Origin of the sequence: Vibrio sp. zbq_1 (genome assembly GCF_043102935.1) — a bacterium.
Lineage (GTDB): Bacteria > Pseudomonadota > Gammaproteobacteria > Enterobacterales > Vibrionaceae > Vibrio > Vibrio parahaemolyticus.
Map to the genome: position 1 here is coordinate 626889 of NZ_JBICJH010000004.1, position 22622 is coordinate 649510.

A 22622-nucleotide genomic window follows, 5' to 3' on the forward strand; every position below is an offset into this window, starting at 1 on the left:
TCATGGTGAGAGCCCCTAAGTCGAATAAGGAATTGCGGTAAGCTTAGGGCAAGTCATCTCTTGGAATCCTATCGTGCCGTTTGCTTCCTTTTCTTTTACTAAACAACTGGCCGTATTGCTTAGTGGTGTAATGCTATTGGGCATGTTGAGTTGGTGGAGTTACAGTGCTCATCAGTTGGACGACATCCTCACTCATCAAATCAGCCTGCGTGCTCAAGTTCAGTCGCAGCAGCTCTCGCAATTGTCCAGCCTTATTACCGCTGTTGGGGCTGGTAGCGCAAGCAAAACGTCAGAAATAATCAATGCGGTTCAGGCAGCGAGTGATGCGGACTTTATCACCGTGAGTGATCGCGCAGGAATTCGCCTAGCACATCCTGTCGCTGAACGCGTTGGTTTGCCTGTATTGGGAGGTGACATTGAAAGAGCGCTGGAAAACGGTGAGTCCTACCTTTCTTATGGCGTGGGATCTTTAGGACCATCGGTTCGTTACATATCTCCCATTTTTTCCAATGAAGGCGATGTGATTGGCATGATCAAAGTTGGCTATTTGATTGATACTTTGGATCTCTGGACAAGCGAACGGTTATTGCCCTTGATATCGTTCGGAATCATTGCCGTCGCTATTTGTATTTGGTTGTCTTGGAAGTTTTCTCGCTATGTTCGTACTCAAATGCAAGAGTTAGAACCTTGGCAGCTTAAGCAGGCATTAAAAACGCATCAAGGCGTGCTGCAAGCGACGTATGAAGGATTGGTCGCGATAAACTCCGAGGGAAGTTTGTACCTTATTAATGATTCCGCTCGCACTATGCTCAACTATCATCAAGAGCTTGGCAACGTATTTACCGACGGGATAGATAACCCTGAAAGTTTTTCGCTGAAAGGTGACGATTACATTAATGGATTGATTCGCGTGAATGGTAAAAACTTGGTGATGAACCGAGTTACGCTTCGTACGTCGACAGGTGAACCTTATGGCGCAGTGTTTAGCTTGCGTGACCAAAATGAGATGCACGTACTCTCGGAGAAAATCAGTCAGGTGACGCAGTACATGGAGAACATGCGCGTTGCGCGTCACGAGTATCAAAATAAACTTTCGACTATCTCGGGCCTCTTACAAATGAGGGCTTACGATAAAGCGCTTTCAGTTTGTTTGTCGCAAGCGAAAGCCAGTCAATCACAACTGGATTCGCTACATGCGCTGAATAGCAGACCGGCCTTGTCAGCCTTGATTTTGGCAAAGGCGAGCAAAGCCAACGAACTGGGTGTGGCACTGAGCATTGACTGCCAAAGTGATTTGAGCGCGCTGTCTCGCTGTTTGTCAGAAGAACAATTGTGTGGGCTGATTGGCAATTTAGCTCAAAACGCTTTGGAAGCGGTGAAAGGACAAGAGAACGGTCATGTACACATTGGTATTTCAGAATCGGCCTGTGAGTACACCATTCAGGTTTCGAACAATGGCCCGCTGATCGAGAGCGAATTTGATGCGTTGTGCGAATTGGGCTTTACCACTAAGAAAAACAAAGCCGATCATGGAGTAGGCATGTACCTTGTACGTTCCATCGTTGAGCAAGGCAATGGGCATATGGAGTTGGACAGTGACGAGCAAGAAACCGCGTTTACGATCTATTTTCCCAAGGAGTTAGGATGATAAAAGTAGTCATAGTGGAAGATGATCCCAACATTGCAGAGCTTCATCACCATTTCATTGAGCAAGTGGAACAATATCAAGTCGTCGGTATTGCTGGCAGTATTCACATTGCCCAGCAGCTAGTGACGCATACTAAGCCGGATTTAGTCATCGTCGACAACTACTTGCCAGACGGGCAAGGTGTCGAGCTGGTTTATCAATGGTTAGAGAGCGACCAGAAACCAGAATGCATTTTGGTCACGGCGGCCAATGACGCATCTACTGTTCAAAAAGCTCATCGTTTCGGCGCATTTGATTACCTAGTCAAGCCCGTTGATTACTCAAGACTAACCGAAAGCTTGCTTCGTTTCGCAAAGGTCAAAAACCATATGCGTAACCAAGAAAGTTTTCGACAGTCGCAGCTTGATGATTTGTTTCATCTTGGAAAAGGTACGCCAACGGATTTGGCTGGTTTAGATCCTTTTATGTTCCGTCAGGTGGTGGACCTGTTTACGCATGTGCATGTCGAGCACACCGCATTGAGTGTGTCGGAAAGCTTAACCATCAGTAAGAGCACGGCTCGTCGTTATTTGGATAAAGCCGTTGAACAAGGTGAGTTGGTGGCCTTTTTAGAACACGGGAAAGTAGGGCGACCGACTCGGGTTTATCGCAATAAGTTAGTCTCAGAAAGCTAAGTGTTTGAGATAAAGAATAAAGAAAGGCTCTTGTTGAAAGAGCCTTTTTCACGAAATGTCGACATATTTTGGCAAGTTTAATGCAGAACTTCACTGCTGAATCTTAAGTATTTGCAGTCGTTCATCAAATCTTTAAATGCCTTTCTATCCAGCTTAATCAGAGTTTCATGATCGCCGGCTTCGAGATAGACATGTTCCAAATTTGCTAACCTTTCATCGCAAACTGTCGACATGTGGTAAGGGCAACCAATCGGCGGAATAGCGCCGTGTTCACAATCGGTGAAGAGTCGATAAACCATGCGCTCTTTCACCAAGTGGAAGGTGACGTTAAATTCGTCGTTTAATCTCGACAAACTGATTTTGTTGTTGGCAGGTAAGACCGCCATTATATGACGCCCTTCATGATCCTCAAGAATCACACCTTTTGCGATATTCATTAAAGGCACACCTGCGGCAACACCACTTTGTAGCGAGCTATGACTGTGGCTGTGATTCACGGTTTGAAAGTGAATGTTATGCTCAGTCAAATATTCATCTAATCGGGTTGCAATTGTCATATAGCCTCCACGTGTATGAGACCCATAAAGAGTATAGGAGAGGACGGTCGCAATCGCGCATTTTACTCCGCTTGCACTGACGCTCTTTGGCTCCTGTTCTACGCTTATTTGAAAGCCAGCGACAAAGCATGGTGAAAAACAATAACTAGGGGGCAACATGAGCAAGCCAATCATCGCCGATAACAAGCCGATCAAAGTCGAATTGAAGGCCGGGCAAGAATACTATTTTTGTCGTTGCGGGCGATCAAAAAAGCAACCTTATTGTGACGGCTCGCATTCTGGTACTGGGATGAAGCCAATGAGCTTTACTGCGGAAAAAGATGAAGATGCTTATCTCTGCCAGTGCAAGCACACCGCCAATGCGCCTTTTTGCGACGGTACGCATAAACGATTTACCGCCGAGCAAGTGGGCAAAGAAGGTCCCGATCAAAAACGAGAGAAAAGTGAAAAGCTCGCCGCTGCTAATACTCAAGAGGAACCTACTCTAGAGTTTATTCACCAACTTGCCAGAGAAGGGCTCTCTAAGCTCGGTCATCATGGACCGATGGCTGCAATGGGCGTGCCTAGGCACTTGTTACCACATTGGGATGCAATACAAATCATGGTGGCGCAAATGGCGACACAACCGCTGTTGGAAGATGTTCCCGTGTCTACCGAGTTGATTGTGGGGCCAAACGCACGTAAGCCGCTCAAGCTCGCCATTCCTTTATTGGTGTCGGACATGAGTTTCGGTGCGCTTTCGGAAGAAGCGAAAATCGCGCTGGCAAAAGGTGCGGAGTTAGCCGGAACTGGGATTTGCTCCGGGGAAGGCGGCATGTTGCCAGAAGAGCAAGCTGCTAATTCTCGATATTTTTATGAGCTAGCCAGTGCGAAGTTTGGCTACGACGAATCCAAGCTCCTAAAGGTTCAAGCATTTCACTTTAAAGGTGGACAAGGTGCGAAAACGGGGACAGGAGGCCATCTTCCTGCCAACAAAAATGTTGGTAAGATCTCTCAGGTGAGGGGCATTCCTGAAGGGCAACCTGCAATATCGCCACCAACCTTTACCGATCTTCATACTACTCACGATTTCAGAAAGTTTGCCGACAGAGTTCGTGGCATTACTGGCGGTATTCCGATTGGCTTTAAATTAAGTGCTAACCATATTGAGCAAGACATCCAGTTTGCGCTTGATGCGAGTGCCGATTACATCATTCTCGATGGCCGTGGTGGTGGCACGGGCGCGGCACCAACCATGTTCCGTGATCACATTAGCGTACCGACCATTCCTGCGTTAGCCCGCGCACGTAAATACTTAGATGAAAAAGGTGCAAGTGACCGCGTCACGTTAATCATCACTGGTGGACTTCGCGTTCCTATGGATTTTGTCAAAGCGTTAGCGCTCGGTGCAGACGGCGTGGCGATAGCGAATAGCGCGATGCAATCAATTGGTTGTGTTGCAGCTCGCATCTGCAACACCAATAACTGTCCGGCAGGCATTGCGACGCAAAATGCCGATTTGAGGCAGCGTCTCGATATTGAAAAATCGTCTCAACAACTGAAAAACTTCTTTGAATCATCGGTTGAGCTCATGCAAGTGATGGCAAGGGCGTGCGGTCATCATTCACTCAGCCAATTCAATGTTCGGGATTTAGCGACGTGGGATCAAAACATGGCGAGATTGTCTGGCGTTAAGTATTCAGGGGTAAATCCAATCTGATCTGAATTCATATAAAACGCATATATGTACATGTTTGGTAACAGTAAAAGCTTGTAAACAGCGTGCAAATTTTGAAGAAAAAGACTTCTTTCTTGCGTCAAGTGGACTACGCTGTTTTGGTCAGGTATTCAATGTTTTTCGCATTGAGTAGAGAATGAGTAGCCAAGGAGGCTACAAAATAAAGGAGTACAATATGAGCAATACAAACGGCGGTTCAGTAGGTAAATGTCCAGTTATGCATGGTGGACAAACATCTACAGACAAGTCGGTGATGGATTGGTGGCCGAATGCCTTAAACTTAGACATCCTGCATCAGCACGACTCCAAAACGAATCCATTTGGTCCAGATTTTAATTACAAAGAAGAACTTAAAAAACTGGACGTCGACGCACTCAAGCAAGACTTAAAAGACCTAATGACAAACAGCCAAGATTGGTGGCCAGCAGACTGGGGACACTACGGCGGTTTGATGATTCGTATGGCATGGCACGCGGCTGGTAGCTATCGTATCGCAGACGGACGTGGTGGTGCTGCAACCGGTAACCAACGCTTTGCCCCTCTCAACTCTTGGCCAGATAACGCCAACCTAGACAAAGCACGCCGACTTCTTTGGCCGATCAAGAGAAAGTACGGCAACAAATTAAGTTGGGCCGACCTGATTATTCTCGCAGGTAACATGGCTTATGAATCGATGGGCTTTAAAACCTTTGGCTTTGGTTTTGGCCGCGAAGATATTTGGCATCCAGAAAAAGACACCTATTGGGGTTCTGAGCAAGAGTGGCTTGCGCCAAGTGGCGCGAAAAACAGCCGTTACTCCGGAGAGCGTGATTTAGAGAACCCACTTGCAGCAGTAATGATGGGCTTGATCTATGTGAACCCAGAAGGGGTGGATGGCAACCCAGATCCACTGAAAACGGCGCAAGATATGCGAGTGACATTTGCGCGCATGGCAATGAACGATGAGGAAACCGTTGCACTAACGGCTGGTGGTCATACCGTGGGTAAATGTCACGGTAACGGTGATGCTGCGAACCTTGGTCCAGATCCAGAAGGCGCTGACGTGCATGAACAAGGCCTTGGTTGGATGAACCACAAGACTCGTGGTATTGGTCGTGACGCGGTAACAAGTGGTTTGGAAGGGGCTTGGACAACGCATCCGACTCAATGGGATAACGGTTATTTCTATTTGCTCTTCAAATACGATTGGGAACTGAAGAAGAGCCCAGCCGGCGCTTGGCAATGGGAGCCTATCGACATTGAAGAACAAGACAAACCTGTTGATGTGGAAGATGGCTCTAAGCGCTACAATCCAATCATGACCGATGCCGATATGGCACTCAAAATGGACCCTGAATATCGCAAGATTTCAGAGCGTTTCCAACAAGACCCTGCATACTTTGAAGATATGTTTGCCCGTGCGTGGTTCAAACTGACTCACCGTGATATGGGACCAAAATCGTGCTACCTAGGCCCAGATGTACCTAGCGAAGATCTGATTTGGCAAGACCCAACGCCAGCAGGTAAAACGGACTACAACGTCGATCTTGTGAAAGGCAAAATCGAAGCGAGCGGCTTGTCTATCGCTGATTTGGTCGCCACCGCTTGGGACAGTGCCCGTACTTATCGTGGCTCTGACCGACGTGGCGGCGCAAATGGCGCGAGAATTCGTTTGGCTCCGCAAAAAGATTGGCAAGGTAACGAGCCTGAGCGTCTAAGTCGTGTTCTTGCTGTGCTAGAAAGCATCGCAGCAGAAGAGGGCTGTAGCGTTGCTGATGCTATCGTGCTTGCTGGTAACGTAGGTATTGAACTGGCTGCGCGAGCGGCGGGTCATGATGTATCTGTGCCTTTCGCACCAGGTAGAGGCGATGCTTCTCAAGATATGACGGATGTGGAATCGTTCGAAGTGCTTGAACCTGTGGCTGACGGTTTCCGAAATTGGTTGAAGAAAGACTATGTGGTGAAGCCGGAAGAGTTGTTGCTCGACCGAGCGCAGCTTATGGGTTTGACAGCACCAGAAATGACGGTACTGATTGGTGGTTTACGCGTTCTGGGTAGCAACTACGGTGGCAGCAAAGATGGCGTCTTTACCGACCGTGTGGGTACGTTATCGAACGATTTCTTCGTAAACCTCACCGATATGGCTTACACATGGAAGCCAACGGGTGAGAACCAATACGAAATTCGTGATCGTAAAACAGACCAAGTGAAATGGACGGCGACTCGAGTGGATCTTGTCTTTGGTTCAAACTCGATTCTACGTTCGTACGCGGAAGTGTATGCGCAAGATGATAATCAGGAAAAATTCATCCATGATTTCGTCGCTGCATGGGCGAAAGTCATGAACGCGGATCGTTTTGACTTGCAATAAGTGAAACGATGTTCATCGATAAATGCGTAAACAAAGTTGTGAATAAGTAAGAGAGGCGGGCGCAATGCTCGCCTTTTTCTTTACGTGGATTTTTACTTTGTTTGAAAATTAAGCTCATTTGAACCATAATCACCAGACCATATGAACTAAAGGAGCTTGATATGGCAACTGCAGCATTAAAAAGCTTCAAACCGAAACAACCTCATAAAGCCAATTTCTGGTTTATGTTGGGTATTGAAGACGCCGAGACAGGCCGCACTGATGCGGTTCACAAAGGTTTTGAACCTAAGGTGTATCGCAATATTGTTGAGCGTGTGAAGCTATCTCAAAATGAGTTTCAAAACGTCACATTGATACCTGTCAGCACGATCAAGCGTCGTCTAAAAAACGATGAACGCTTCAATACGCAAGAAAGTGATGCGATTTATCGATTAGCGATGTTATTAAAACTCGCGACAGAGCTGTTTGACGACGAAGAACGCGCGCTTGAATGGATGAAAGAGAATGTTTACGGCTTAGGTGGAAAAAGGCCGCTAGACATGGTCTCGACCACGGTGGATTTTGAAATCGTGAAAGATTTGATCGGCCGTTTAGAGCACGGGGTATTCTCGTAATATGAAGCTCTATCGTCTCACACAAAAGAAATTTGCTGACACGCCATTCAGCCCCGTTGGCGCAAAGTTATTTGGAGGGCGATGGAATTCAAAAGGAACCGAAGCCCTCTACTTCTCTGAATCGGAATCCCTTTGCTCGTTGGAAGTGTTTGTTCACGTAAACAACGATCCTGCTATCACCAAGTTGTACGATTTATATCGTATCGAAATGCCAGAATACCTCATCGCCACCTTAGATGAAGAAGATCTCCCAGTGACGTGGCGAGCAATACCGGCGAGCGAGTCTACGCAATACATTGGTGATCAGTTTCTCAATGATCCTCATCCTGAGTTTGCCGCGCTGCAAGTGCCTTCAACGATTTCACCTCGTGATAAAAACTACGTGGTGAACCCAAATCATCCCAAAATGAAAGAGATCATCAAGAAAGCCGAAAAGCTCGATTTCGCGTTTGACCCGCGCATTTTCAAATAGAGGCGTTGGTTTTTGTCTTGCTTGAAAATATTCAGCGCTTACCTCAGATAAGCGCTGAAGCATAAAGCTAATTCCTTGGTTATTGTCGGTCGTAAGTGAACTGTTGAGTTTCATTCGTACTGCTGTGGTAATGCCCAAGCACCAACTCAGCACCTTTGTAAGATAAATGGCTGTCATCGGTATACATGGCGTTGTTCGCACCAACTTTCATTCGACATACACCATTTCTGCAAATGGCATCGGTCAAGTCGACAAACTCAACGTGCTCAAATCGATCAAAGTAGTTCACTAACTTCGCCACGTTTTGAGGGTGATGTCGCTTGGGAGAGAAATCGCATGCGGTCTCTTCCTGCTCGCCAAACAAACGCGCTTTCCAAAGGCATTCTCCTACCGCAAAAGGTGCAGAAGGCGTTGGGCCGAAAACGACCACTTCTTTCCCTTCCAGTTCATTTAACAAACCAGTCAATGATGCCTCGTAATCGGCTTGTGAAAGCTCTTTATTGAAGTTGGAAGAGATAACGACGCGACGAATAGAAGGGGTACGCAAAATGGTATCGACTGCCTGTTTGAAGAACTGTCGGCAAGAAATTGAGCCAGCAGCTTCGAGGATGTCGACATAACCGACCGCACAGGAATCTTGAGTAAGTTGCACCACGCCAGTTGGTGTGACTTCGGATAGATGCTTCACGTAAACCATGCTGTGGCTATTACCTAACACAGCGATGGTAGGCTCCGGTGCAGACGAGCACACATCGTTAACGTCAGTGTTGCCGTTGCAATCTAAACCGTAACCGTTATTAACGCGCATGGCCTCGAAAAATGCGCTTCTTTCTGGAAAACCACCGTTTTGATGACCAATAACGCCGAACGTCAGCAAAGGCAGCGTCAACAACACAACAACCGCAGATACAGTGCGCATACTCATGGCTTTTCGGCTGCGGAACGGCTTTTCCACAAAGCGCCAAGTGAAGTAAGACAGTACAAAAAGAGCGGCAATGTAAAGCGAGATATTGACGTCTTGAGTTGCGTCCAGCATGTAGCGGTAAAACACAAATAGCGGAATATGCCACAAGTACAAGCTGTAGCTGATTAAGCCGACGAACACGACCCATTTTAGGCTCAGCAATTTACCGCAGACATTGTCTTTAGAGGCAAACAAAATCACTAACGCGCTACCGATGACCGGCACCAGCAAAGTGATACCCGCGCCATCTTGCGATTTTTCAAACAAAAGTGCAGAGGCCAATATCAAAACGATGCCAATGGTTGCCAGCGTATCGTTGGATTGAACTTGAGCTTTTCTCATTACTAATGCGAGTAATGAACCGGTTGCCAGCTCCCAAGCACGAGAGAAGATCATGTAGAAGGCGAAATCAGGATCGTTGCTCGCATAAACAATAGTCATCAAACTCAGCGCAAATACCGCGATGAAAAAAGTCAGGTAAAACGCGTTTTTGCCACGAGCGAGTAGCATGAGTAGCAAAGGAATGACAATGTAGTATTGTTCTTCAACGCCCAAGCTCCAGGTGTGAAATAGCGGATTGGCTTGATCTTCTAAACCGAAGTAATTGTGGCCTTTTAAATACAGAAGAATGTTGGATGAAGAAAGAATAGAAGACACTGCGAACTGACCAACGTCTTTGTGTGCTTGTGGCAAAAATAGCCACCAAGACATCAAATAGCTGACGGCAATCACCACCAGTAGCAGGGGAAGTATGCGGCGAATGCGTCGCTCATAAAAATCACCGAGGCTGAACTTCTGGTTTTCCAAATCGTTAATCACGATGGTGGTGATCAAATAGCCGCTGATAACAAAAAATACGTCGACGCCAATAAAGCCACCAGCGAATTGCTCAACTCCAGCATGAAACAAAATCACTAACGTGACAGCAATCGCCCTTAATCCGTCTACTTCCGCTCTGTAAGTCATATTGTGTCCCTCCAACATTCCGTTTAACGAAGTAGAGCAAAATATGAACCAGAAATAATATTGCTTTAAATCAGTACCTTAAATTGATTGTCAAAATGAAAAGGCTGGGGGAAATAACGAATTCCCAAATTGAATTTCAATATGGAAATCCCAGAAAGAGTGATGTTAAGAAGCGCCAAATCAAAGAACGTAAAGCGCGAGGCTCTTAGACTTCATTGAAAATGATAACGCTAAAGAAACAATGACAAAGAATACGATTCAGGAAAAAATTGCCAGCTTTACTTCTATCGAAGAAGCGTTGGATTACTTCGAAATCGAGTTTGATAGCCGATTTATCGAAAACAACCGAACCGAGTTGGTTAAGAGGTTTAACGGCTACTTAATCCTCACTAAACCGGATGATTGGTTTTCAGGCCGCCGCGCACTGAAAAACGCCTACTGTAAAGTACAACGCAGTTTACTAAGTAAAACGACGCGCTCTGCGTGTCGAGGTTGTACATCTTGTCAAAGACGTTAATTCTTTGTGGCTTGCCTAAAAAAGAACCCTGCATCTTGGCGTCACAAGCGGAAGAGCAAGGTTCTTTTGGGTTAGCTGTTGGTTTGTCGCGAGTTGCGAATCAGCTTTACGCAGATGAATTAACCCGCGTGATACGCAGGGTAGTCCACTAAGCCTTTTTCACCACCGCCGAACAATGTGGCAGGGTCATGTTCTGCCAGTGGATAGCCATGCTTGATGCGGCTTGGTAAGTCTGGGTTTGCAACAAACGGACGACCAAAACCGATCATGTCGGCTAAGCCACTTTCAATCGCGTGTTGCGCCTTTTCTGCGTTGTAACGACCGGCATAGATCAGTGTGCCTTTATACGCCTCACGAACTGTGGTTTTAAAGTCGTGCGGAGTGTCTGGCGCGTCGTCCCAATCCACTTCTGCAATGTGAATGTAAACCACATTGAGTTTATCAAGCAGCGCAGCAGCAGCGGTGTAGGTGTCGACAGGTGTGCTATCAACGGTGCCGTTTAACGAAGTGAATGGTGCAAGGCGAACACCAACACGCTTTGTGCCAATGGCTTGCGTCATTGCTTCGACCACTTCACCAAGAAAACGCAGACGGTTTTCAATTGAGCCGCCGTATTCATCAGTGCGGTTGTTCGCTTCAGAATCGATAAACTGGTTAACCAAGTAGCCATTTGCTGCGTGAAGTTCGACACCATCAAACCCAGCTTCTATCGCGTTTAATGCGGCTTGGCGGTATTCTTCAATAACATTCTTGATGTCTTGTTTGGTCATTTCACGTGGCTCAACCACGTTGACAAAGCCAGGTTCGTCTGTGCCATTGTCGATAAATACTTTCACGTTTTCTGCTTTAAGCGCAGAAGAAGAAATAGGTTGCTCGCCGCCGATGTTGTCAGGATGAGTCACACGACCAACGTGCCATAATTGCGCGAAGATAACGCCGCCTTTCTCGTGCACTGCATCAGTTACTTTTTTCCAGCCAGCAATTTGCTCTGGGCTATAAATACCCGGTGTCCACGCGTAGCCTTGACCCATTGGTGAAATTTGCGTGCCTTCAGCAACGATTAATCCCGCTTCGGCGCGTTGAGCGTAGTAGGTGGCCATCATGTCGTTGGCAACATTACCCGGTTGAGAGGCTCGAGAGCGCGTCATCGGAGGCATAACGATGCGGTTTTTTAATGAGAGAGAGCCAAGTTGAATCGGTTGAAATAATGCGTCTGTCATAGGAAACCTCGTTATTGTTTAGTTTGAATCAGTTCGATTGGGTAGCCGTCGGGATCTTTAATGAAGGCGATGTGCGTTTCTCCTCCTTTCATTGGACCGGGTTCGCGAGTGACGTTGCCACCAAGCGCTTTGATTTTTTCGCAAGCTGCGTAAATGTCTTCACACCCAAGCGCTATGTGCCCGAATGCGTTACCTAAGTCGTAACTGCCGGTATCCCAGTTATAAGTTAGCTCGATGGTCGCGCAATCTGGTTGATCAGGGCTACCAACAAACACCAGTGAGTAACGGTATTCTTGGTTTTCAAAACGATCCAAAACGCTCATACCCAGAACTTTTGTATAAAATTCGATAGATTTGTCTAGGTCAACAACACGGATCATCGTGTGGAGAAACTTCATAAGTCGCCTTTCATAACGTTGCGTAATCACGATGCAAACCTTATCGCCACTCTAAACAAACTGGAAATTATCGTTAATTATGAAAATGATTATTTAACGTTATGGACAATGAGGTTGTTGGTCCTAAAACGTGCAAACAAAGATTACTCTCCGTTTCTTTTTAATAATTGGCATATGCTAATTACTCTTTTTACAAGCTGAGTACTTATCATGTCCGCAAACAGCCACTTTCATTCCACTCACGAAGCTCATTATCAATGTGCGGTTTGTTCTTCAATCGATGCGAATCCGAACTCTTTGGCTGTGAACTACCAGTGCCTAGCCGATGGTTCTGTTGTCGGAGAGTTTCACGTTTTACCGCGTCATCAAGGTTACACAGACCTGTTGCATGGTGGCATTGCGAGTTCGCTGCTCGATGGTGCAATGACGCACTGTTTGTTGTTTAGAGACATTCAAGCCCTTACCGCGCAGTTGGATGTGCGCTACCATGCACCTATTGAGCTAGATGAGCACGTCACGATTACTGCACACTGTGAAGGTGAACGCCGCGGTATATACCAATTGGTGGCTCAATTGCTGGTCAATAATGCAGTTAGAGTGACGGCAAAAGGGAAGTTCATTCGTCCTAAAGAGGCGTAAATAAAAACTCGTTCTACGGAGAGATAATGAAGAAATTTGATGAGCTGTACGCAATTGCGACGAGAAAATCTCAATATGACCAAACCAACACTTGGTTTAAAGGCGTAGAGACTTATCTGGAGGCCATTGGCAAAGAAGTCGATGAAGTCCGTGAAGAGATTCGTGAGGATCGCCTTTGTCATTTGGAAGACGAGTTAGGCGATGTGTTGTGGAACTATCTTAATGTATTAAAAGCGTTGGAAAGAGAAAAGGGCATAGATCCTGAGAAAGTACTCGAAAGAGCCTGCACTAAATACGAGCAGCGTGTATCTGCGATTGAATCGGGACGCAGTTGGGATGAGGTTAAACAGCAGCAGAAACAAGCCTTGAACGCGGAACATGAAGCCGCGCAGTTAGAGACCATGAAGAGCCAATAACTGCGCGTGATATTATTTAAGATGCGGCGGAATGGGGAAGCCTGATCAATCCTTCGTGCTATTGACCAACAGCAGGTCACAAGGCGGTTGATCAAGTAACGTGTCTACAGTGCTGCCAGACCAAAATTGGGATGACATGCTTCGCTTACACGCGCCCATAATCAGAATTGCCGCTTGTGATTGCTTAACTGCTTTTGGTAACGCCGTTTCAGGGTTTCCTTCTGGCAGCAGTAGTGGTACTCGAGTTAACTTTTGCGCAGTAATAAAGTCCGTAATGCCTGCTTTTTGGTTGCTCAAAATCTCTGCACGATAGCGAGACAGATAAGGCGCAACGTAGCGGCAGTAAACTAATGTCATTTTTCCGCTCAAGGTTTTTTCTAGCTTTGAGCCTCGCGATACGATGGCTTTATCTACGACTGATTTTGCATCTCCGCGATGAAGCGGATCTATCGCGCAAAGCATGTTGGCGTGAGAAGGCCATGAACGCTCACTTAATAGCAATAGATCACAATCGTTTTTTGCTAGCTCGGTGAGTAAGGTTTGAATGTCGTGCTTGTTAAAATGCCCCACGAGCAGTAAATCTGTGTGGTCGACAAGCCGTTTCGCGACTTGAGCGATCCAATGACTCCCTTTGAAATGCTCATAAGAGAGTGTTGGCGTTTCAACTTCCTCTTCTTCACAAAGTTCGATAACGAAGTCTTTAAATTTTGATGTCCAAGCTTCAAACTCAGCTTGTCTCTTTTCTATATGGTCAGAGTTGAAACTAAGGAAATGCGCGAACGCGTGATCTTCACTCCGGCGGTGATCTTCCACCAATACCACGATGGGTTGAGCCAGCGCTGTCGCAAACTGAATCACTTTACGAAGCACCTTACGACTTGGTAAGGCGGCTTGTTGAGTCAGAAAAAATACTGGTGCCATTGATTACTCCATTATCAAACGAGGCAAATGCGCCTGATGCACACTAAAAGTTTATACCATCCCCTTATGCAAAGACGTTCTGTTTCTGCGAGCAAAATATAAATTCCGCAATTGTGCGCGCCATTGCCTAGAATTTTAACATCAGGATCTCATGCCTTTAGGTAATAGACATCGTGTTGACACTAACGTGATGCCCAAGGAAATCGGTGACAATGATGATAGATTCCAGCCAATTACAAATTAATCGCAAAGTGCCTCATTTGCTTGCCGAGATCATTAAAGCGATAGAGTCGACCGAAGACCTCAGTTTTTTGAAAGACTATCAGGAAGCGCAAATCGCGAACATTTTGGAGTCGGTCAACATTGCTTATCGTAAACGCGTGATAGAAGCAGTGCCGCCAGAGAAGTACTGGACGGTATTAAATTTGCTGCGATACGACACCGCCAAGCACATTCATCAATCACTCAACAAAGAGCTGCAACATGAACGCTTAGCGTACATCACGGATTCGGAACTGATCATCTTTGCAGACTTTCTACCGACCGAGTTTGTGGATGAGTACCTTATCGACCAAAGTGAAGAGTCGGTCGCGCACATTCAACAAGCATTGTCGTATGAAGATAATAAAGTGGGGAGGTATGCCGAGCCGCATTTTTTAGTCGCAAATCCTAAAAACAGCGTAGGAGGCATCAAAACCGAGTTGTTAAAACGCGGACAAAGCCCGGTGCGATTGATCATCGTGCGTGATGTCGGAGGCGTTATTGGGACGATAGAACCTCAAACCCTGTTGCTGCATGAGAACCATACCAAACTCACAGACTTGACCGTAGTCACGCCAATTCTGGAAGATATCCAAACGATTCAAAGCGTCAGTAAACAGGTCTCGATTGATGGTGGAGCGCATTGGTTTCCTATCATGGCTGGTGGCAAAATTATGGGCGTTTTGTCGATGGCGACCATCGCGATTACGTTACGTGAACTCAGCCTACAAGCTGTAGTGGCAGAAAACGTACGAAGCGAAGAGGATTTGTTTACACCATTAACTGTGGCGACAAGGCTAAGAGCACTTTGGTTGGTGATTAACTTGCTGACCGCTTTTGTTGCCTCTGCCATCATTGGTATTTTTGATAATGTGGTCGAGCAAGTCGTTGCGCTTGCGATCTTAATGCCCGTCGTGGCGAGTATGGGCGGCATCGCAGGTAGCCAAACCTTAGCGGTGGCCATTCGGGGTATCGCATTGAACCACTTGCACCAAAGTAACTTGAAGCTATTGGTGAATAAGGAATTAAAAATCGCCACCATTAATGGCTTGATCATGGGATTAGTCATCGCGGGTGTCGTCTACATGGTGTTTGACTCTTGGCCATTGGCGCTTATTATCTGCTGCGCAATTTTTCTCAATAGTCTGGCGGCTGCGGCATCGGGTACGCTGATACCATTCACGTTGAAGAAGTTTAACATTGACCCTGCCGTGGCTGGCTCGGTAGTATTGACAACCGTTACCGATGTCGTCGGTTTCTTTGCGTTCTTAGGCTTAGGTGCCATCTTCTTGATATAGAGAGCCAATTGACGCGTTAACCTAATGATCCAATCTCTCCATTTCCCAACCCAATATTTTGGGCAAGTTTGGTTCGCTCAAAACTCCTCCGTTTTTCATAAGCGCTGAACACGTCATTTCGGGTTTCATTTCATCAATATTTTTCACTGCTCATTTCTATCTCAAAACTTTCCACTGCCGATCTCGCTTAACGCTGGCGTGCCAAATGCCAATTTTCTTGGCTGTATACGCATCACTTCACTCAAACAAAAAATAAGGAAAAGATTTTGAACAAACTCATCGTATTCACTGGTGGTCCCGGTGCAGGAAAAACCTCGGTTATCGAACAACTAAAAATACAAGGCTTTATCTGCGCGCCAGAAACTGGTCGTCACGTGATACAAACGCAGGTTGCGAATCACGGTTCAGCATTACCTTGGAATGACAAACAAGCCTTTCGAGATGAAATGACAAAAGAAGAAGTGAGCAACTACCGATCTTTCAATGTCCGCCAAGGGGACGTATTTTTTGATCGCAGTATTGTGGACGTATATGGCTACAGCAAGTTGGAACAACTGCCAATCTCGCATGAGCTCATCACGCATTGCCAAACGCTTCGTTATCATCCTCAAGTATTCATTTTTCCACCGTGGGCATCGATATTCAGTAACGATGAAGAGCGAAAACAAGATTTTTCTGAAGCGGTCGCCACGTATCAACAGATGGTCGATGCATACCACAAGTTCGGTTATCAATTGATCGAAGTGCCCAAAATGTCAGTCGAAGACAGAGTGGCGTTTATTCTCGACTCAGTCATCGAATAAGGCAGACAGATGAATAATGCAAACAAATGCGTAAGGCGATTGTGACCACGACGACAATATGTGTAAAGGGAGTTATTTATACTGGATAAAATTCAATAACTTAATTGAGTATTATGTCTTTTAAATATCTTACCTTATTGCTCGCAACGACGAGCATGAACAGCTTTGCTGATGTGGACCTGCCTTCGGGGGATGATTGGTTAAACCATGTGACAAATGGCCTAGCGCCATATTGGATGATGGAAAGTGCGCATGGGCAACCTGCGGGGAATTTTCCAACATTTCGTTGTGATAACGGTGTCATTCTCGACCCACAAAAGCCGTGTGAAGAATTAAACAAAGGGTGGATTAGCCCGCACTTCGATCGCGAATACACACGCATGAAATCGCGTCAAACTTACGCTTATGGCGTGCTTTTTCATCTTACGGGTGACAAACAAGCATTAGAGCTAGCCAAGAAAGGGGCTTATTACCTGATTGATCATCTACAAGATGAGAAAAACGGTGGCTTCGTGAGCTTTACGCGTAGTGGAAAACCGGGGATGGAGTGGCAACAGCGAACTTCTCAAGACCAAGCTTACGCCTTGGTGGGCTTGGCGATGTACTACTACTTGACGCAAGATCCAAAGGTTGAACAAGCACTTATCGACCAGCAAGCGTTTATATTTAAACAATACCGACGAAGCGATGATCGCGGTCTGGCGTGGGTTTTGAAAGATGGTGATGGGGAAAGTGAGAAGCAGCAAGAGTTAGTCGCTCAACTTGACCAGATCAATGGCTATCTGTTGTTAACGGCACCACTCTTACCAGAGCCAGCGCAAGCCAAATGGAAACAAGATCTGGAGTGGCTGACGCAAGTGATGCTGGATAACTACCACTCCAAAAAAGAGCAGCGCTTTTATGGCGCGATACACCACAAAGCGGTAATGATGCCAGATGCGAAACACAATGATTTTGGACACACCATCAAAGCGTATTGGATGACGTATCTCACTGGTCAGTTGTTGGAGAATTCCAATTGGACAGAGTTTGGTTTCAAAGGAATGAAACACACGCTTAAACAAGCGCAATACCAGCAAAACTTTGAGCAAGTCAAAGCGCTCTTCTCACCAGAATGGCAGAGTAAATGGACGCAAGAGAGCATTCCTGCTTGGCAATCAAGACCGCACAAGCACTATAGCTCGTCTTGGGAATGGGCTGAACTCGATCAAGCGGCTATGACGGTTTCTCTTGTCGATGGTTCGATGAAAGAAACGCTTCAATACACGTTACCCACCTTTATGGACGTGTGGGTGGATCATCAGTACGGAGGTGTTGGTCTGAATCCTAAATCAACCAAAGCGTTCCATTGGGGAAATGGTTACCACCAGTTTGAACATGCGTTGGTCGGTTATTTGTACGCGCAACAAATGGCAAAACAGTCCGCCAAGCTTTACTACGCGCGACCAGCCGAGAGTAAAATGCCACTTAATCCATATTACTTTAACGCGGATATAAAAGCGCTTTCATCGCAAAGTGATGGAGTCACTACCGCAACGTTCACCAATATTCGACCATAACTTGGTCGATGGTGGTGTGGTGGTTAAAGTCTGCGTGCAAACTAACAAAACCCAATGGTAAACTGCGGGTCTGTTTTACATAGTATTTAAAGGTAATTTGATGAACCCGATTCTTGCGATGTTGAAAGAAAACAATATTAGCGACGAGCAAATCAACGAGCTATTTCAGGCGTTAACTCAAAACCCTCTGGCTGCAATGGCAACTATCAGCCAACTAGGTCTGCCACAAGATCAGCTTCAAGCGTTAATGGCGCAGGTAATGCAAAACCCTGTACTGATTAAAGAAGCAGTGGAAGAGCTGGGCCTAGACTTCTCCAAAGTAGTAGAAGCCAAAGCGAAGCTACAGCAGTAATCGAGTTTTCGATAAAAACAAAAGCCGCCAGAGCCAAATGGTTCTGGCGGCTTTTTTACATCATATGAAAGGTACGCGACTCCAACGGGAAAGCGAATAGGTTGAGCTTAACTTGGTGCTTGCATAAAAAATTAAGTGCGATTCTAGTCACGTCGCATGAACTCACGGGTGCTATTGGAAATAAATGAATTGTTTCTAATACATAGAACGTATTAACATTGTTGCACTAGGCCCATATGAGTAAATTCATTGAATATACAATTTGAGAGAGGGTTTAGTTTTAAAAAAATAATAGTTAGTTGGAATCTAGGTTAAATGAAAATAAATATATTTAAAAAGCTACAAGTTGTATTTCTTGTGGTGTCAGCATCTTTAATGGTGGGGTGCTCGTCTATAGATGCGCATGCTGGTGGCGGATACGGAAAGCCGTTTTCAGGCACAGCGTTATCAGTCGCACGACAACCTTGCTATTTTAGAGCTGATATTACTTCCATCGCGTTATACCCACTTTCATTGATTGACATTCCTTTGTCGTTAGCAACGGACGTTGTGTTTCTTCCTGTTGATTTAATCATGGTAGCTACACCAACAACGAGTTATGGCGGTGTTGTTTCTCTAGGTTGTCCAAGCGGAAGCATGATCTAAAACACTTATTTTATTCAAATAAATGGAAGGAAATGAAAGTGGAATCGAAAAATAATTACTCAATAAAAAACAACGCTCCCTCGGTGCTCTTTGTAACGTTGCTTTTGTGTCTGGCATCAGTTTGTTTGGCCATACTGCTATTTATTATTGAGTATATTTCTGGCATGGAAATGAACGGTATCGGCTTTCTTGGGACTTTAATACCAGCGATGAGTGTAGGATATTATTTGGGCTATAAAACAGGGAATATAATGCCTTCGAGAACGAGGTGGTATTCAGTGCTGCTTTGGAATTTATCGAGCTTAGTGGTGTTTTCTCTCATCTTAATGTTTTTGGGCATCTCTATATTTGAATTGATAGCGGAACTAGGTTGGTTCAGTATTATTATCGTTGTATTAACCTTAATAACCGTTTGTCTCGCGTACTTTATTTTTAAGAGTGGTGAAAAAATGGCGATTAAGGTTTTGCTAAAAGAGCAAAAGGGTGCGTAACTCAAATATAACGGACGCTTAAAGATTGATATGTAAAAAAGACGCCAGCCATATCGTGCTGGCGTTATAGTTTTCTCCTCCTTTGTGCCTCTTTGGTCTCTAGCAAAATCGAATGTTTTAGACGAAACGCTCTTTCCACGAAAACTCAACATGTTTATGTCTGCCCAAACGTGTGTATAATTCGCCGGAAATTACGATTTACAGATAACGAAAGGTAAGTATGGCAGTCCTCGAAATTCTCTCCATTCCAGACCCAAGGCTTAAAGTAAAAGCAGAAAAAGTTACTGACGTATCGACAATACAAACGTTGATCGACGATATGCTAGAAACACTTTATGCAACGGGCAATGGCATCGGTTTAGCTTCAACCCAAGTGGGCAGAAAAGAGGCAGTTGTTGTCATCGATATCTCTGACGAACGCAATGATCCTTTAATCTTAGTCAACCCAGAAGTGGTGAGCGGAGAAAACAAAGCACTTGGTCAAGAAGGGTGCCTATCTGTTCCCGAATACTATGCCGATGTAGAGCGTTACACATCAGTTGTTGTGTCTGCATTGGACCGTGATGGCAACCCGATTACAATCGAGAGCGATGAGTTCTTGGCGATTGTGATGCAGCATGAAATCGATCACCTATCTGGTAACTTGTTCATTGATTACCTTTCACCGCTAAAGCAAAAAATGGCGATGAAAAAAGTGAAGAAGTACGTAAAAGCGCAAGCTAAGTAAGATGGGAAGAAGTAACTCACAACCGCGAGTTGCTTCCTTTTAAATCAAGAATAAGTAGAGTGGTTTATCTCGGTTTTTTGGGGACATAACGCTTTACGACCTTCATAAGCCTCTGAAATGAAGAGCAGTCCATATGTGACTCATGAGGGCAGGAGGCAACATGGTTTAGGCTGTCTCGCACCGCTTTCAAACGTGTTATTTGCTCATCAATCTCAAGCGCCTTTTTCGCCAGTAAGTCACGATCAATGTATGGTTTTGAGCCTTCTGAGTGATTCAACATTTCCGCCATTTCGTTAAGTGATATTCCAGCGATACGCCCTAAACTAATTAAGTTGAGTTTATTGAGTACCTCTGGCGAATATTGACGTCTCAATCCATTCCTTCCTATTGAACGAATTAACCCCAATTGTTCGTAGTATCTGAGCGTTGAGGTCGGTAATCCTGATTTTTTAACCACTTCTGCAATATCCATACTATTCCTCATTGACTTCAAGTTGGCTTTAAGTTGTAGCATGCAACTAAGACCTTAACAAATCAAAAACTTGAGGAGCGATAAATGCTGTTTTTAATAGGATTACAAGCGGCGCTAATAGGGATTGGAGCGACTTTGATAATGGATTTATGGGCTTGGCTACAAAGGAGAGTGTTTGGTATTCCCTCATTAAACTATGCATTGGTTGCGCGCTGGGTTTTGTGCATGCCCAAAGGGAAGCTTGTGCATGCGCCAATTATGTCAACAGACCCGATGCGGGGAGAAAAAGCACTCGGTTGGTTTTTGCACTATGCCATTGGCGTTGTTTTCGCTTTGGCTCACATTGCTGTTTTTGGTCATCATTGGTTGGTAGAGCCTAGCCTAACACCTGGCTTAATTACAGGTGCGGTAACGTTGGTGTTCCCATTTTTGGTCATTCAACCTTGTTTAGGATTTGGTTTTGCTGCCAGTAAAACCCCAACACCTTGGAAAGCTCGTTTTCTTAGCACATTGGCGCATTTGGCTTATGGATTGGGCTTATTCATTACCGCATTCGCTATCAAAGGTGTGAGTCAGTATTTTATGTAGTGAGCATGAGCATCATAAAAACGTACTGTTTTCGGTTTGGATTTATGATGCTCAACTCTTGGTTTTTTTGGCGCTCTGTTCATAGTGAGCAGATATCTTTTAAATCTGTCGTATCAATCCAAGACGTAAAGTCGGCCAACATTTAACATTACCTTAACTCCGTTATGGCAAGTGATTTGCCGATAAAAATTAGAATTGTCTGGTTTGACATCAAGATTATTGAGGATTTCAGATGGCTTCAAAAGCGACAGGGATATCGATACTGAGTTTATTAGTAGCTCCGGTGGCGATGGGAGAGACCGCAAGCGCATACGATTTATGTTTGCTAGAAACAATCAAAAAAAGCAATGGCGAAGAAACGATCGAGAGCATTCGCAAGCAGTGTGAGTTAGATACCGTCACGAGCACTGCGTCTGTCGAATCAACAACGAAAGAATCAGAAGAACCGCAAGAAAGCTTGATCGACAAACGTTTGGAATCAGAAAAGCAAACCGCGTTCGAGCCTTTTAGCTTGGTTGCACATCGAATTAACTACATTCTGCCGTTTACTTATAGTGATCGCGTAAACAAACGTGCGTATGCCGACACCAAATACGGCGATGAACTGCGTAAGGAAGAGGCAGAGTTTCAAATCAGCTTTAAAGTACCAATGAACTACGACGATTTGTTGTTTGACGGCGATGGTCTGTTTTTTGGTATGACGCTAAAATCGTTCTGGCAGGTATACACGGGGGATGCGTCGCGTCCGTTTCGCGAAACCAATTATCGTCCTGAGCTGTTTTACTTCACTCCTACAAGTTGGCAGCCGCTTGGTGGCTCAACTTGGCTGGGTTTCGGTATTGAGCATGAATCAAATGGCCAAAGACAAGAGCTATCGCGCAGTTGGAACCGCGTTTATACCAACTTAACCTTTGCGAAAGACAATTTTGTCGCCTCTATCCAGCCTTGGTGGCGCATACCTGAGGACGAAAAAACCTTTCCGAATGATCCTAAAGGTGATGATAACCCAGATATCGAAGATTACATGGGGCATTTTGAGCTAACAAGCGCCTACAAATGGGACGATTACGAGTTGACGTTCTTGGGGCGCGAGAATTTTAAAACGCATAAAGGCTATGCTGAGATAGGTTTGTTGTTTCCAATTTGGGGAAAAGTTAGGGGATATGCTCAATACTCGACTGGATACGGCAAGAGTTTAATTGACTACGACCATAATCAGCAGCGCATTGGTGTTGGTATCGCGATCAACGGTGTTCTGTAGTTTTTCGATAGCCCAAGAGAAATAAACACTGGCAATTGAGATTTCAGTATTTAGAATGCGTGGCTGAAATTGATTTCCAACCTAGAGTGATT

At 45.3% G+C, this 22622-nt stretch carries 24 protein-coding genes; 18 read left to right on the forward strand and 6 right to left on the reverse strand.

The window, feature by feature from the left end; all coding sequences use genetic code 11:
- Positions 1-73: 73 nt before the first annotated feature.
- Both ACF8CV_RS03165 and ACF8CV_RS03170 read left to right on the forward strand, forming a co-directional pair.
- Positions 74-1648, forward strand: coding sequence for a sensor histidine kinase (locus ACF8CV_RS03165; RefSeq protein WP_138937071.1), 1575 nt, complete (start codon positions 74-76; stop codon positions 1646-1648).
- Positions 1645-2322 carry a response regulator gene (locus ACF8CV_RS03170; protein ID WP_138937070.1) on the forward strand — a complete coding sequence of 226 codons (678 nt, stop codon included), beginning with the start codon at positions 1645-1647 and terminating at the stop codon, positions 2320-2322. The genes ACF8CV_RS03165 and ACF8CV_RS03170 overlap by 4 nt, the downstream gene beginning before the upstream one ends.
- A 77-nt stretch (positions 2323-2399) precedes the next feature.
- On the opposite strand, the gene ACF8CV_RS03175 is transcribed toward ACF8CV_RS03170, so the two are convergent.
- Positions 2400-2879, reverse strand: coding sequence for an aminoacyl-tRNA deacylase (locus ACF8CV_RS03175; RefSeq protein WP_171055831.1), 480 nt, complete (start codon positions 2877-2879; stop codon positions 2400-2402).
- A 157-nt stretch (positions 2880-3036) separates the two neighbouring features.
- Between ACF8CV_RS03175 and ACF8CV_RS03180 the strand changes: the two genes are divergently transcribed.
- The 4 genes from ACF8CV_RS03180 to ACF8CV_RS03195 all read left to right on the forward strand — a co-directional run bounded on the left by ACF8CV_RS03180 (position 3037) and on the right by ACF8CV_RS03195 (position 8032).
- Positions 3037-4578, forward strand: a complete 1542-nt coding sequence (locus ACF8CV_RS03180) for a glutamate synthase-related protein (protein ID WP_024702908.1) — start codon at positions 3037-3039, stop codon at positions 4576-4578.
- Positions 4579-4771: 193 nt separating this feature from the next.
- Positions 4772-6946 (forward strand): catalase/peroxidase HPI, encoded by a 2175-nt coding sequence (gene katG / locus ACF8CV_RS03185; protein WP_025604558.1) that lies wholly within the window; start codon positions 4772-4774, stop codon positions 6944-6946.
- A 161-nt stretch (positions 6947-7107) separates the two neighbouring features.
- Entirely contained in the window at positions 7108-7560 is a 453-nt protein-coding gene (locus ACF8CV_RS03190) for an antitoxin Xre/MbcA/ParS toxin-binding domain-containing protein (RefSeq protein ID WP_005481265.1), read from the forward strand.
- Position 7561: 1 nt separating this feature from the next.
- Positions 7562-8032, forward strand: a complete 471-nt coding sequence (locus tag ACF8CV_RS03195) for an RES family NAD+ phosphorylase (protein ID WP_005376497.1) — start codon at positions 7562-7564, stop codon at positions 8030-8032.
- A gap of 79 nt (positions 8033-8111) precedes the next feature.
- Here the strand turns inward: ACF8CV_RS03195 and ACF8CV_RS03200 are convergent, their stop codons facing one another.
- Positions 8112-9962 (reverse strand): acyltransferase family protein, encoded by a 1851-nt coding sequence (locus ACF8CV_RS03200; protein WP_138937068.1) that lies wholly within the window; start codon positions 9960-9962, stop codon positions 8112-8114.
- Positions 9963-10203: 241 nt separating this feature from the next.
- Here ACF8CV_RS03200 and ACF8CV_RS03205 point away from each other — a divergent pair, with 241 nt between their 5' ends.
- Positions 10204-10479 carry a nitrogenase-stabilizing/protective protein NifW gene (locus tag ACF8CV_RS03205; protein ID WP_047707487.1) on the forward strand — a complete coding sequence of 92 codons (276 nt, stop codon included), beginning with the start codon at positions 10204-10206 and terminating at the stop codon, positions 10477-10479.
- 119 nt (positions 10480-10598) lie between these two features.
- Here ACF8CV_RS03205 and ACF8CV_RS03210 read toward each other — a convergent pair whose 3' ends face one another.
- Positions 10599-11699 carry an alkene reductase gene (locus ACF8CV_RS03210; protein ID WP_138937067.1) on the reverse strand — a complete coding sequence of 367 codons (1101 nt, stop codon included), beginning with the start codon at positions 11697-11699 and terminating at the stop codon, positions 10599-10601.
- A gap of 11 nt (positions 11700-11710) precedes the next feature.
- Entirely contained in the window at positions 11711-12097 is a 387-nt protein-coding gene (gloA, locus tag ACF8CV_RS03215; RefSeq protein ID WP_047123724.1) for a lactoylglutathione lyase, read from the reverse strand.
- A 210-nt stretch (positions 12098-12307) separates the two neighbouring features.
- Between gloA and ACF8CV_RS03220 the strand changes: the two genes are divergently transcribed.
- Together ACF8CV_RS03220 and ACF8CV_RS03225 are read left to right on the forward strand one after the other, a co-directional pair.
- Positions 12308-12736, forward strand: coding sequence for a PaaI family thioesterase (locus tag ACF8CV_RS03220; RefSeq protein ID WP_138937066.1), 429 nt, complete (start codon positions 12308-12310; stop codon positions 12734-12736).
- 26 nt (positions 12737-12762) lie between these two features.
- A complete protein-coding gene (locus tag ACF8CV_RS03225; protein WP_005395204.1) occupies positions 12763-13152 on the forward strand; it encodes a MazG nucleotide pyrophosphohydrolase domain-containing protein in 390 nt (129 codons plus the stop codon).
- A gap of 45 nt (positions 13153-13197) precedes the next feature.
- On the opposite strand, the gene ACF8CV_RS03230 is transcribed toward ACF8CV_RS03225, so the two are convergent.
- Positions 13198-14073, reverse strand: a complete 876-nt coding sequence (locus tag ACF8CV_RS03230; protein WP_005395202.1) for a universal stress protein — start codon at positions 14071-14073, stop codon at positions 13198-13200.
- 212 nt (positions 14074-14285) lie between these two features.
- Here ACF8CV_RS03230 and ACF8CV_RS03235 point away from each other — a divergent pair, with 212 nt between their 5' ends.
- The 7 genes from ACF8CV_RS03235 to def all read left to right on the forward strand — a co-directional run bounded on the left by ACF8CV_RS03235 (position 14286) and on the right by def (position 20209).
- Positions 14286-15632: a magnesium transporter gene (locus ACF8CV_RS03235; protein ID WP_006742292.1), complete on the forward strand. Its 1347-nt coding sequence runs from the start codon at positions 14286-14288 to the stop codon at positions 15630-15632.
- A 266-nt stretch (positions 15633-15898) separates the two neighbouring features.
- Entirely contained in the window at positions 15899-16435 is a 537-nt protein-coding gene (locus ACF8CV_RS03240; RefSeq protein ID WP_021821594.1) for an AAA family ATPase, read from the forward strand.
- Positions 16436-16548: 113 nt separating this feature from the next.
- The gene (locus ACF8CV_RS03245; protein ID WP_171055830.1) at positions 16549-17994 is read left to right on the forward strand and encodes an N-acylglucosamine 2-epimerase; all 1446 of its coding nucleotides are present in this window, start codon (positions 16549-16551) and stop codon (positions 17992-17994) included.
- 100 nt (positions 17995-18094) lie between these two features.
- Positions 18095-18346 (forward strand): DUF2999 family protein, encoded by a 252-nt coding sequence (locus ACF8CV_RS03250; protein ID WP_005395194.1) that lies wholly within the window; start codon positions 18095-18097, stop codon positions 18344-18346.
- A gap of 315 nt (positions 18347-18661) precedes the next feature.
- Entirely contained in the window at positions 18662-18991 is a 330-nt protein-coding gene (locus tag ACF8CV_RS03255; protein ID WP_138937064.1) for a YceK/YidQ family lipoprotein, read from the forward strand.
- Positions 18992-19023: 32 nt separating this feature from the next.
- On the forward strand, positions 19024-19482 hold the full coding sequence (locus ACF8CV_RS03260; RefSeq protein ID WP_171055829.1) for an ABZJ_00895 family protein: 459 nt from the start codon (positions 19024-19026) through the stop codon (positions 19480-19482).
- A gap of 220 nt (positions 19483-19702) precedes the next feature.
- Entirely contained in the window at positions 19703-20209 is a 507-nt protein-coding gene (gene def / locus ACF8CV_RS03265; protein WP_005395192.1) for a peptide deformylase, read from the forward strand.
- A 64-nt stretch (positions 20210-20273) separates the two neighbouring features.
- Here def and ACF8CV_RS03270 read toward each other — a convergent pair whose 3' ends face one another.
- Positions 20274-20681 carry a helix-turn-helix domain-containing protein gene (locus ACF8CV_RS03270; protein ID WP_024701298.1) on the reverse strand — a complete coding sequence of 136 codons (408 nt, stop codon included), beginning with the start codon at positions 20679-20681 and terminating at the stop codon, positions 20274-20276.
- Positions 20682-20765: 84 nt separating this feature from the next.
- Here ACF8CV_RS03270 and ACF8CV_RS03275 point away from each other — a divergent pair, with 84 nt between their 5' ends.
- Positions 20766-21269: a DUF2938 domain-containing protein gene (locus tag ACF8CV_RS03275; RefSeq protein ID WP_138937062.1), complete on the forward strand. Its 504-nt coding sequence runs from the start codon at positions 20766-20768 to the stop codon at positions 21267-21269.
- 232 nt (positions 21270-21501) lie between these two features.
- On the forward strand, positions 21502-22530 hold the full coding sequence (locus tag ACF8CV_RS03280) for a phospholipase A (protein ID WP_005478421.1): 1029 nt from the start codon (positions 21502-21504) through the stop codon (positions 22528-22530).
- Positions 22531-22622: the final 92 nt, after the last annotated feature.

Excerpts from the sequence above, each read along its gene's own strand:
- ACF8CV_RS03170 (WP_138937070.1), top strand. The coding sequence starts at position 1,645 with ATGATAAAAGTAGTCATAGTGGAAGATGATCCCAACATTGCAGAGCTT.
- ACF8CV_RS03175 (WP_171055831.1), bottom strand. The coding sequence starts at position 2,879 with ATGACAATTGCAACCCGATTAGATGAATATTTGACTGAGCATAACATT.
- ACF8CV_RS03180 (WP_024702908.1), top strand. The coding sequence starts at position 3,037 with ATGAGCAAGCCAATCATCGCCGATAACAAGCCGATCAAAGTCGAATTG.
- katG (WP_025604558.1), top strand. The coding sequence starts at position 4,772 with ATGAGCAATACAAACGGCGGTTCAGTAGGTAAATGTCCAGTTATGCAT.
- ACF8CV_RS03190 (WP_005481265.1), top strand. The coding sequence starts at position 7,108 with ATGGCAACTGCAGCATTAAAAAGCTTCAAACCGAAACAACCTCATAAA.
- ACF8CV_RS03195 (WP_005376497.1), top strand. The coding sequence starts at position 7,562 with ATGAAGCTCTATCGTCTCACACAAAAGAAATTTGCTGACACGCCATTC.
- ACF8CV_RS03200 (WP_138937068.1), bottom strand. The coding sequence starts at position 9,962 with ATGACTTACAGAGCGGAAGTAGACGGATTAAGGGCGATTGCTGTCACG.
- ACF8CV_RS03205 (WP_047707487.1), top strand. The coding sequence starts at position 10,204 with ATGACAAAGAATACGATTCAGGAAAAAATTGCCAGCTTTACTTCTATC.
- ACF8CV_RS03210 (WP_138937067.1), bottom strand. The coding sequence starts at position 11,699 with ATGACAGACGCATTATTTCAACCGATTCAACTTGGCTCTCTCTCATTA.
- gloA (WP_047123724.1), bottom strand. The coding sequence starts at position 12,097 with ATGAAGTTTCTCCACACGATGATCCGTGTTGTTGACCTAGACAAATCT.
- ACF8CV_RS03220 (WP_138937066.1), top strand. The coding sequence starts at position 12,308 with ATGTCCGCAAACAGCCACTTTCATTCCACTCACGAAGCTCATTATCAA.
- ACF8CV_RS03225 (WP_005395204.1), top strand. The coding sequence starts at position 12,763 with ATGAAGAAATTTGATGAGCTGTACGCAATTGCGACGAGAAAATCTCAA.
- ACF8CV_RS03230 (WP_005395202.1), bottom strand. The coding sequence starts at position 14,073 with ATGGCACCAGTATTTTTTCTGACTCAACAAGCCGCCTTACCAAGTCGT.
- ACF8CV_RS03235 (WP_006742292.1), top strand. The coding sequence starts at position 14,286 with ATGATGATAGATTCCAGCCAATTACAAATTAATCGCAAAGTGCCTCAT.
- ACF8CV_RS03245 (WP_171055830.1), top strand. The coding sequence starts at position 16,549 with ATGTCTTTTAAATATCTTACCTTATTGCTCGCAACGACGAGCATGAAC.
- ACF8CV_RS03250 (WP_005395194.1), top strand. The coding sequence starts at position 18,095 with ATGAACCCGATTCTTGCGATGTTGAAAGAAAACAATATTAGCGACGAG.
- ACF8CV_RS03255 (WP_138937064.1), top strand. The coding sequence starts at position 18,662 with ATGAAAATAAATATATTTAAAAAGCTACAAGTTGTATTTCTTGTGGTG.
- ACF8CV_RS03260 (WP_171055829.1), top strand. The coding sequence starts at position 19,024 with ATGAAAGTGGAATCGAAAAATAATTACTCAATAAAAAACAACGCTCCC.
- def (WP_005395192.1), top strand. The coding sequence starts at position 19,703 with ATGGCAGTCCTCGAAATTCTCTCCATTCCAGACCCAAGGCTTAAAGTA.
- ACF8CV_RS03270 (WP_024701298.1), bottom strand. The coding sequence starts at position 20,681 with ATGGATATTGCAGAAGTGGTTAAAAAATCAGGATTACCGACCTCAACG.
- ACF8CV_RS03275 (WP_138937062.1), top strand. The coding sequence starts at position 20,766 with ATGCTGTTTTTAATAGGATTACAAGCGGCGCTAATAGGGATTGGAGCG.
- ACF8CV_RS03280 (WP_005478421.1), top strand. The coding sequence starts at position 21,502 with ATGGCTTCAAAAGCGACAGGGATATCGATACTGAGTTTATTAGTAGCT.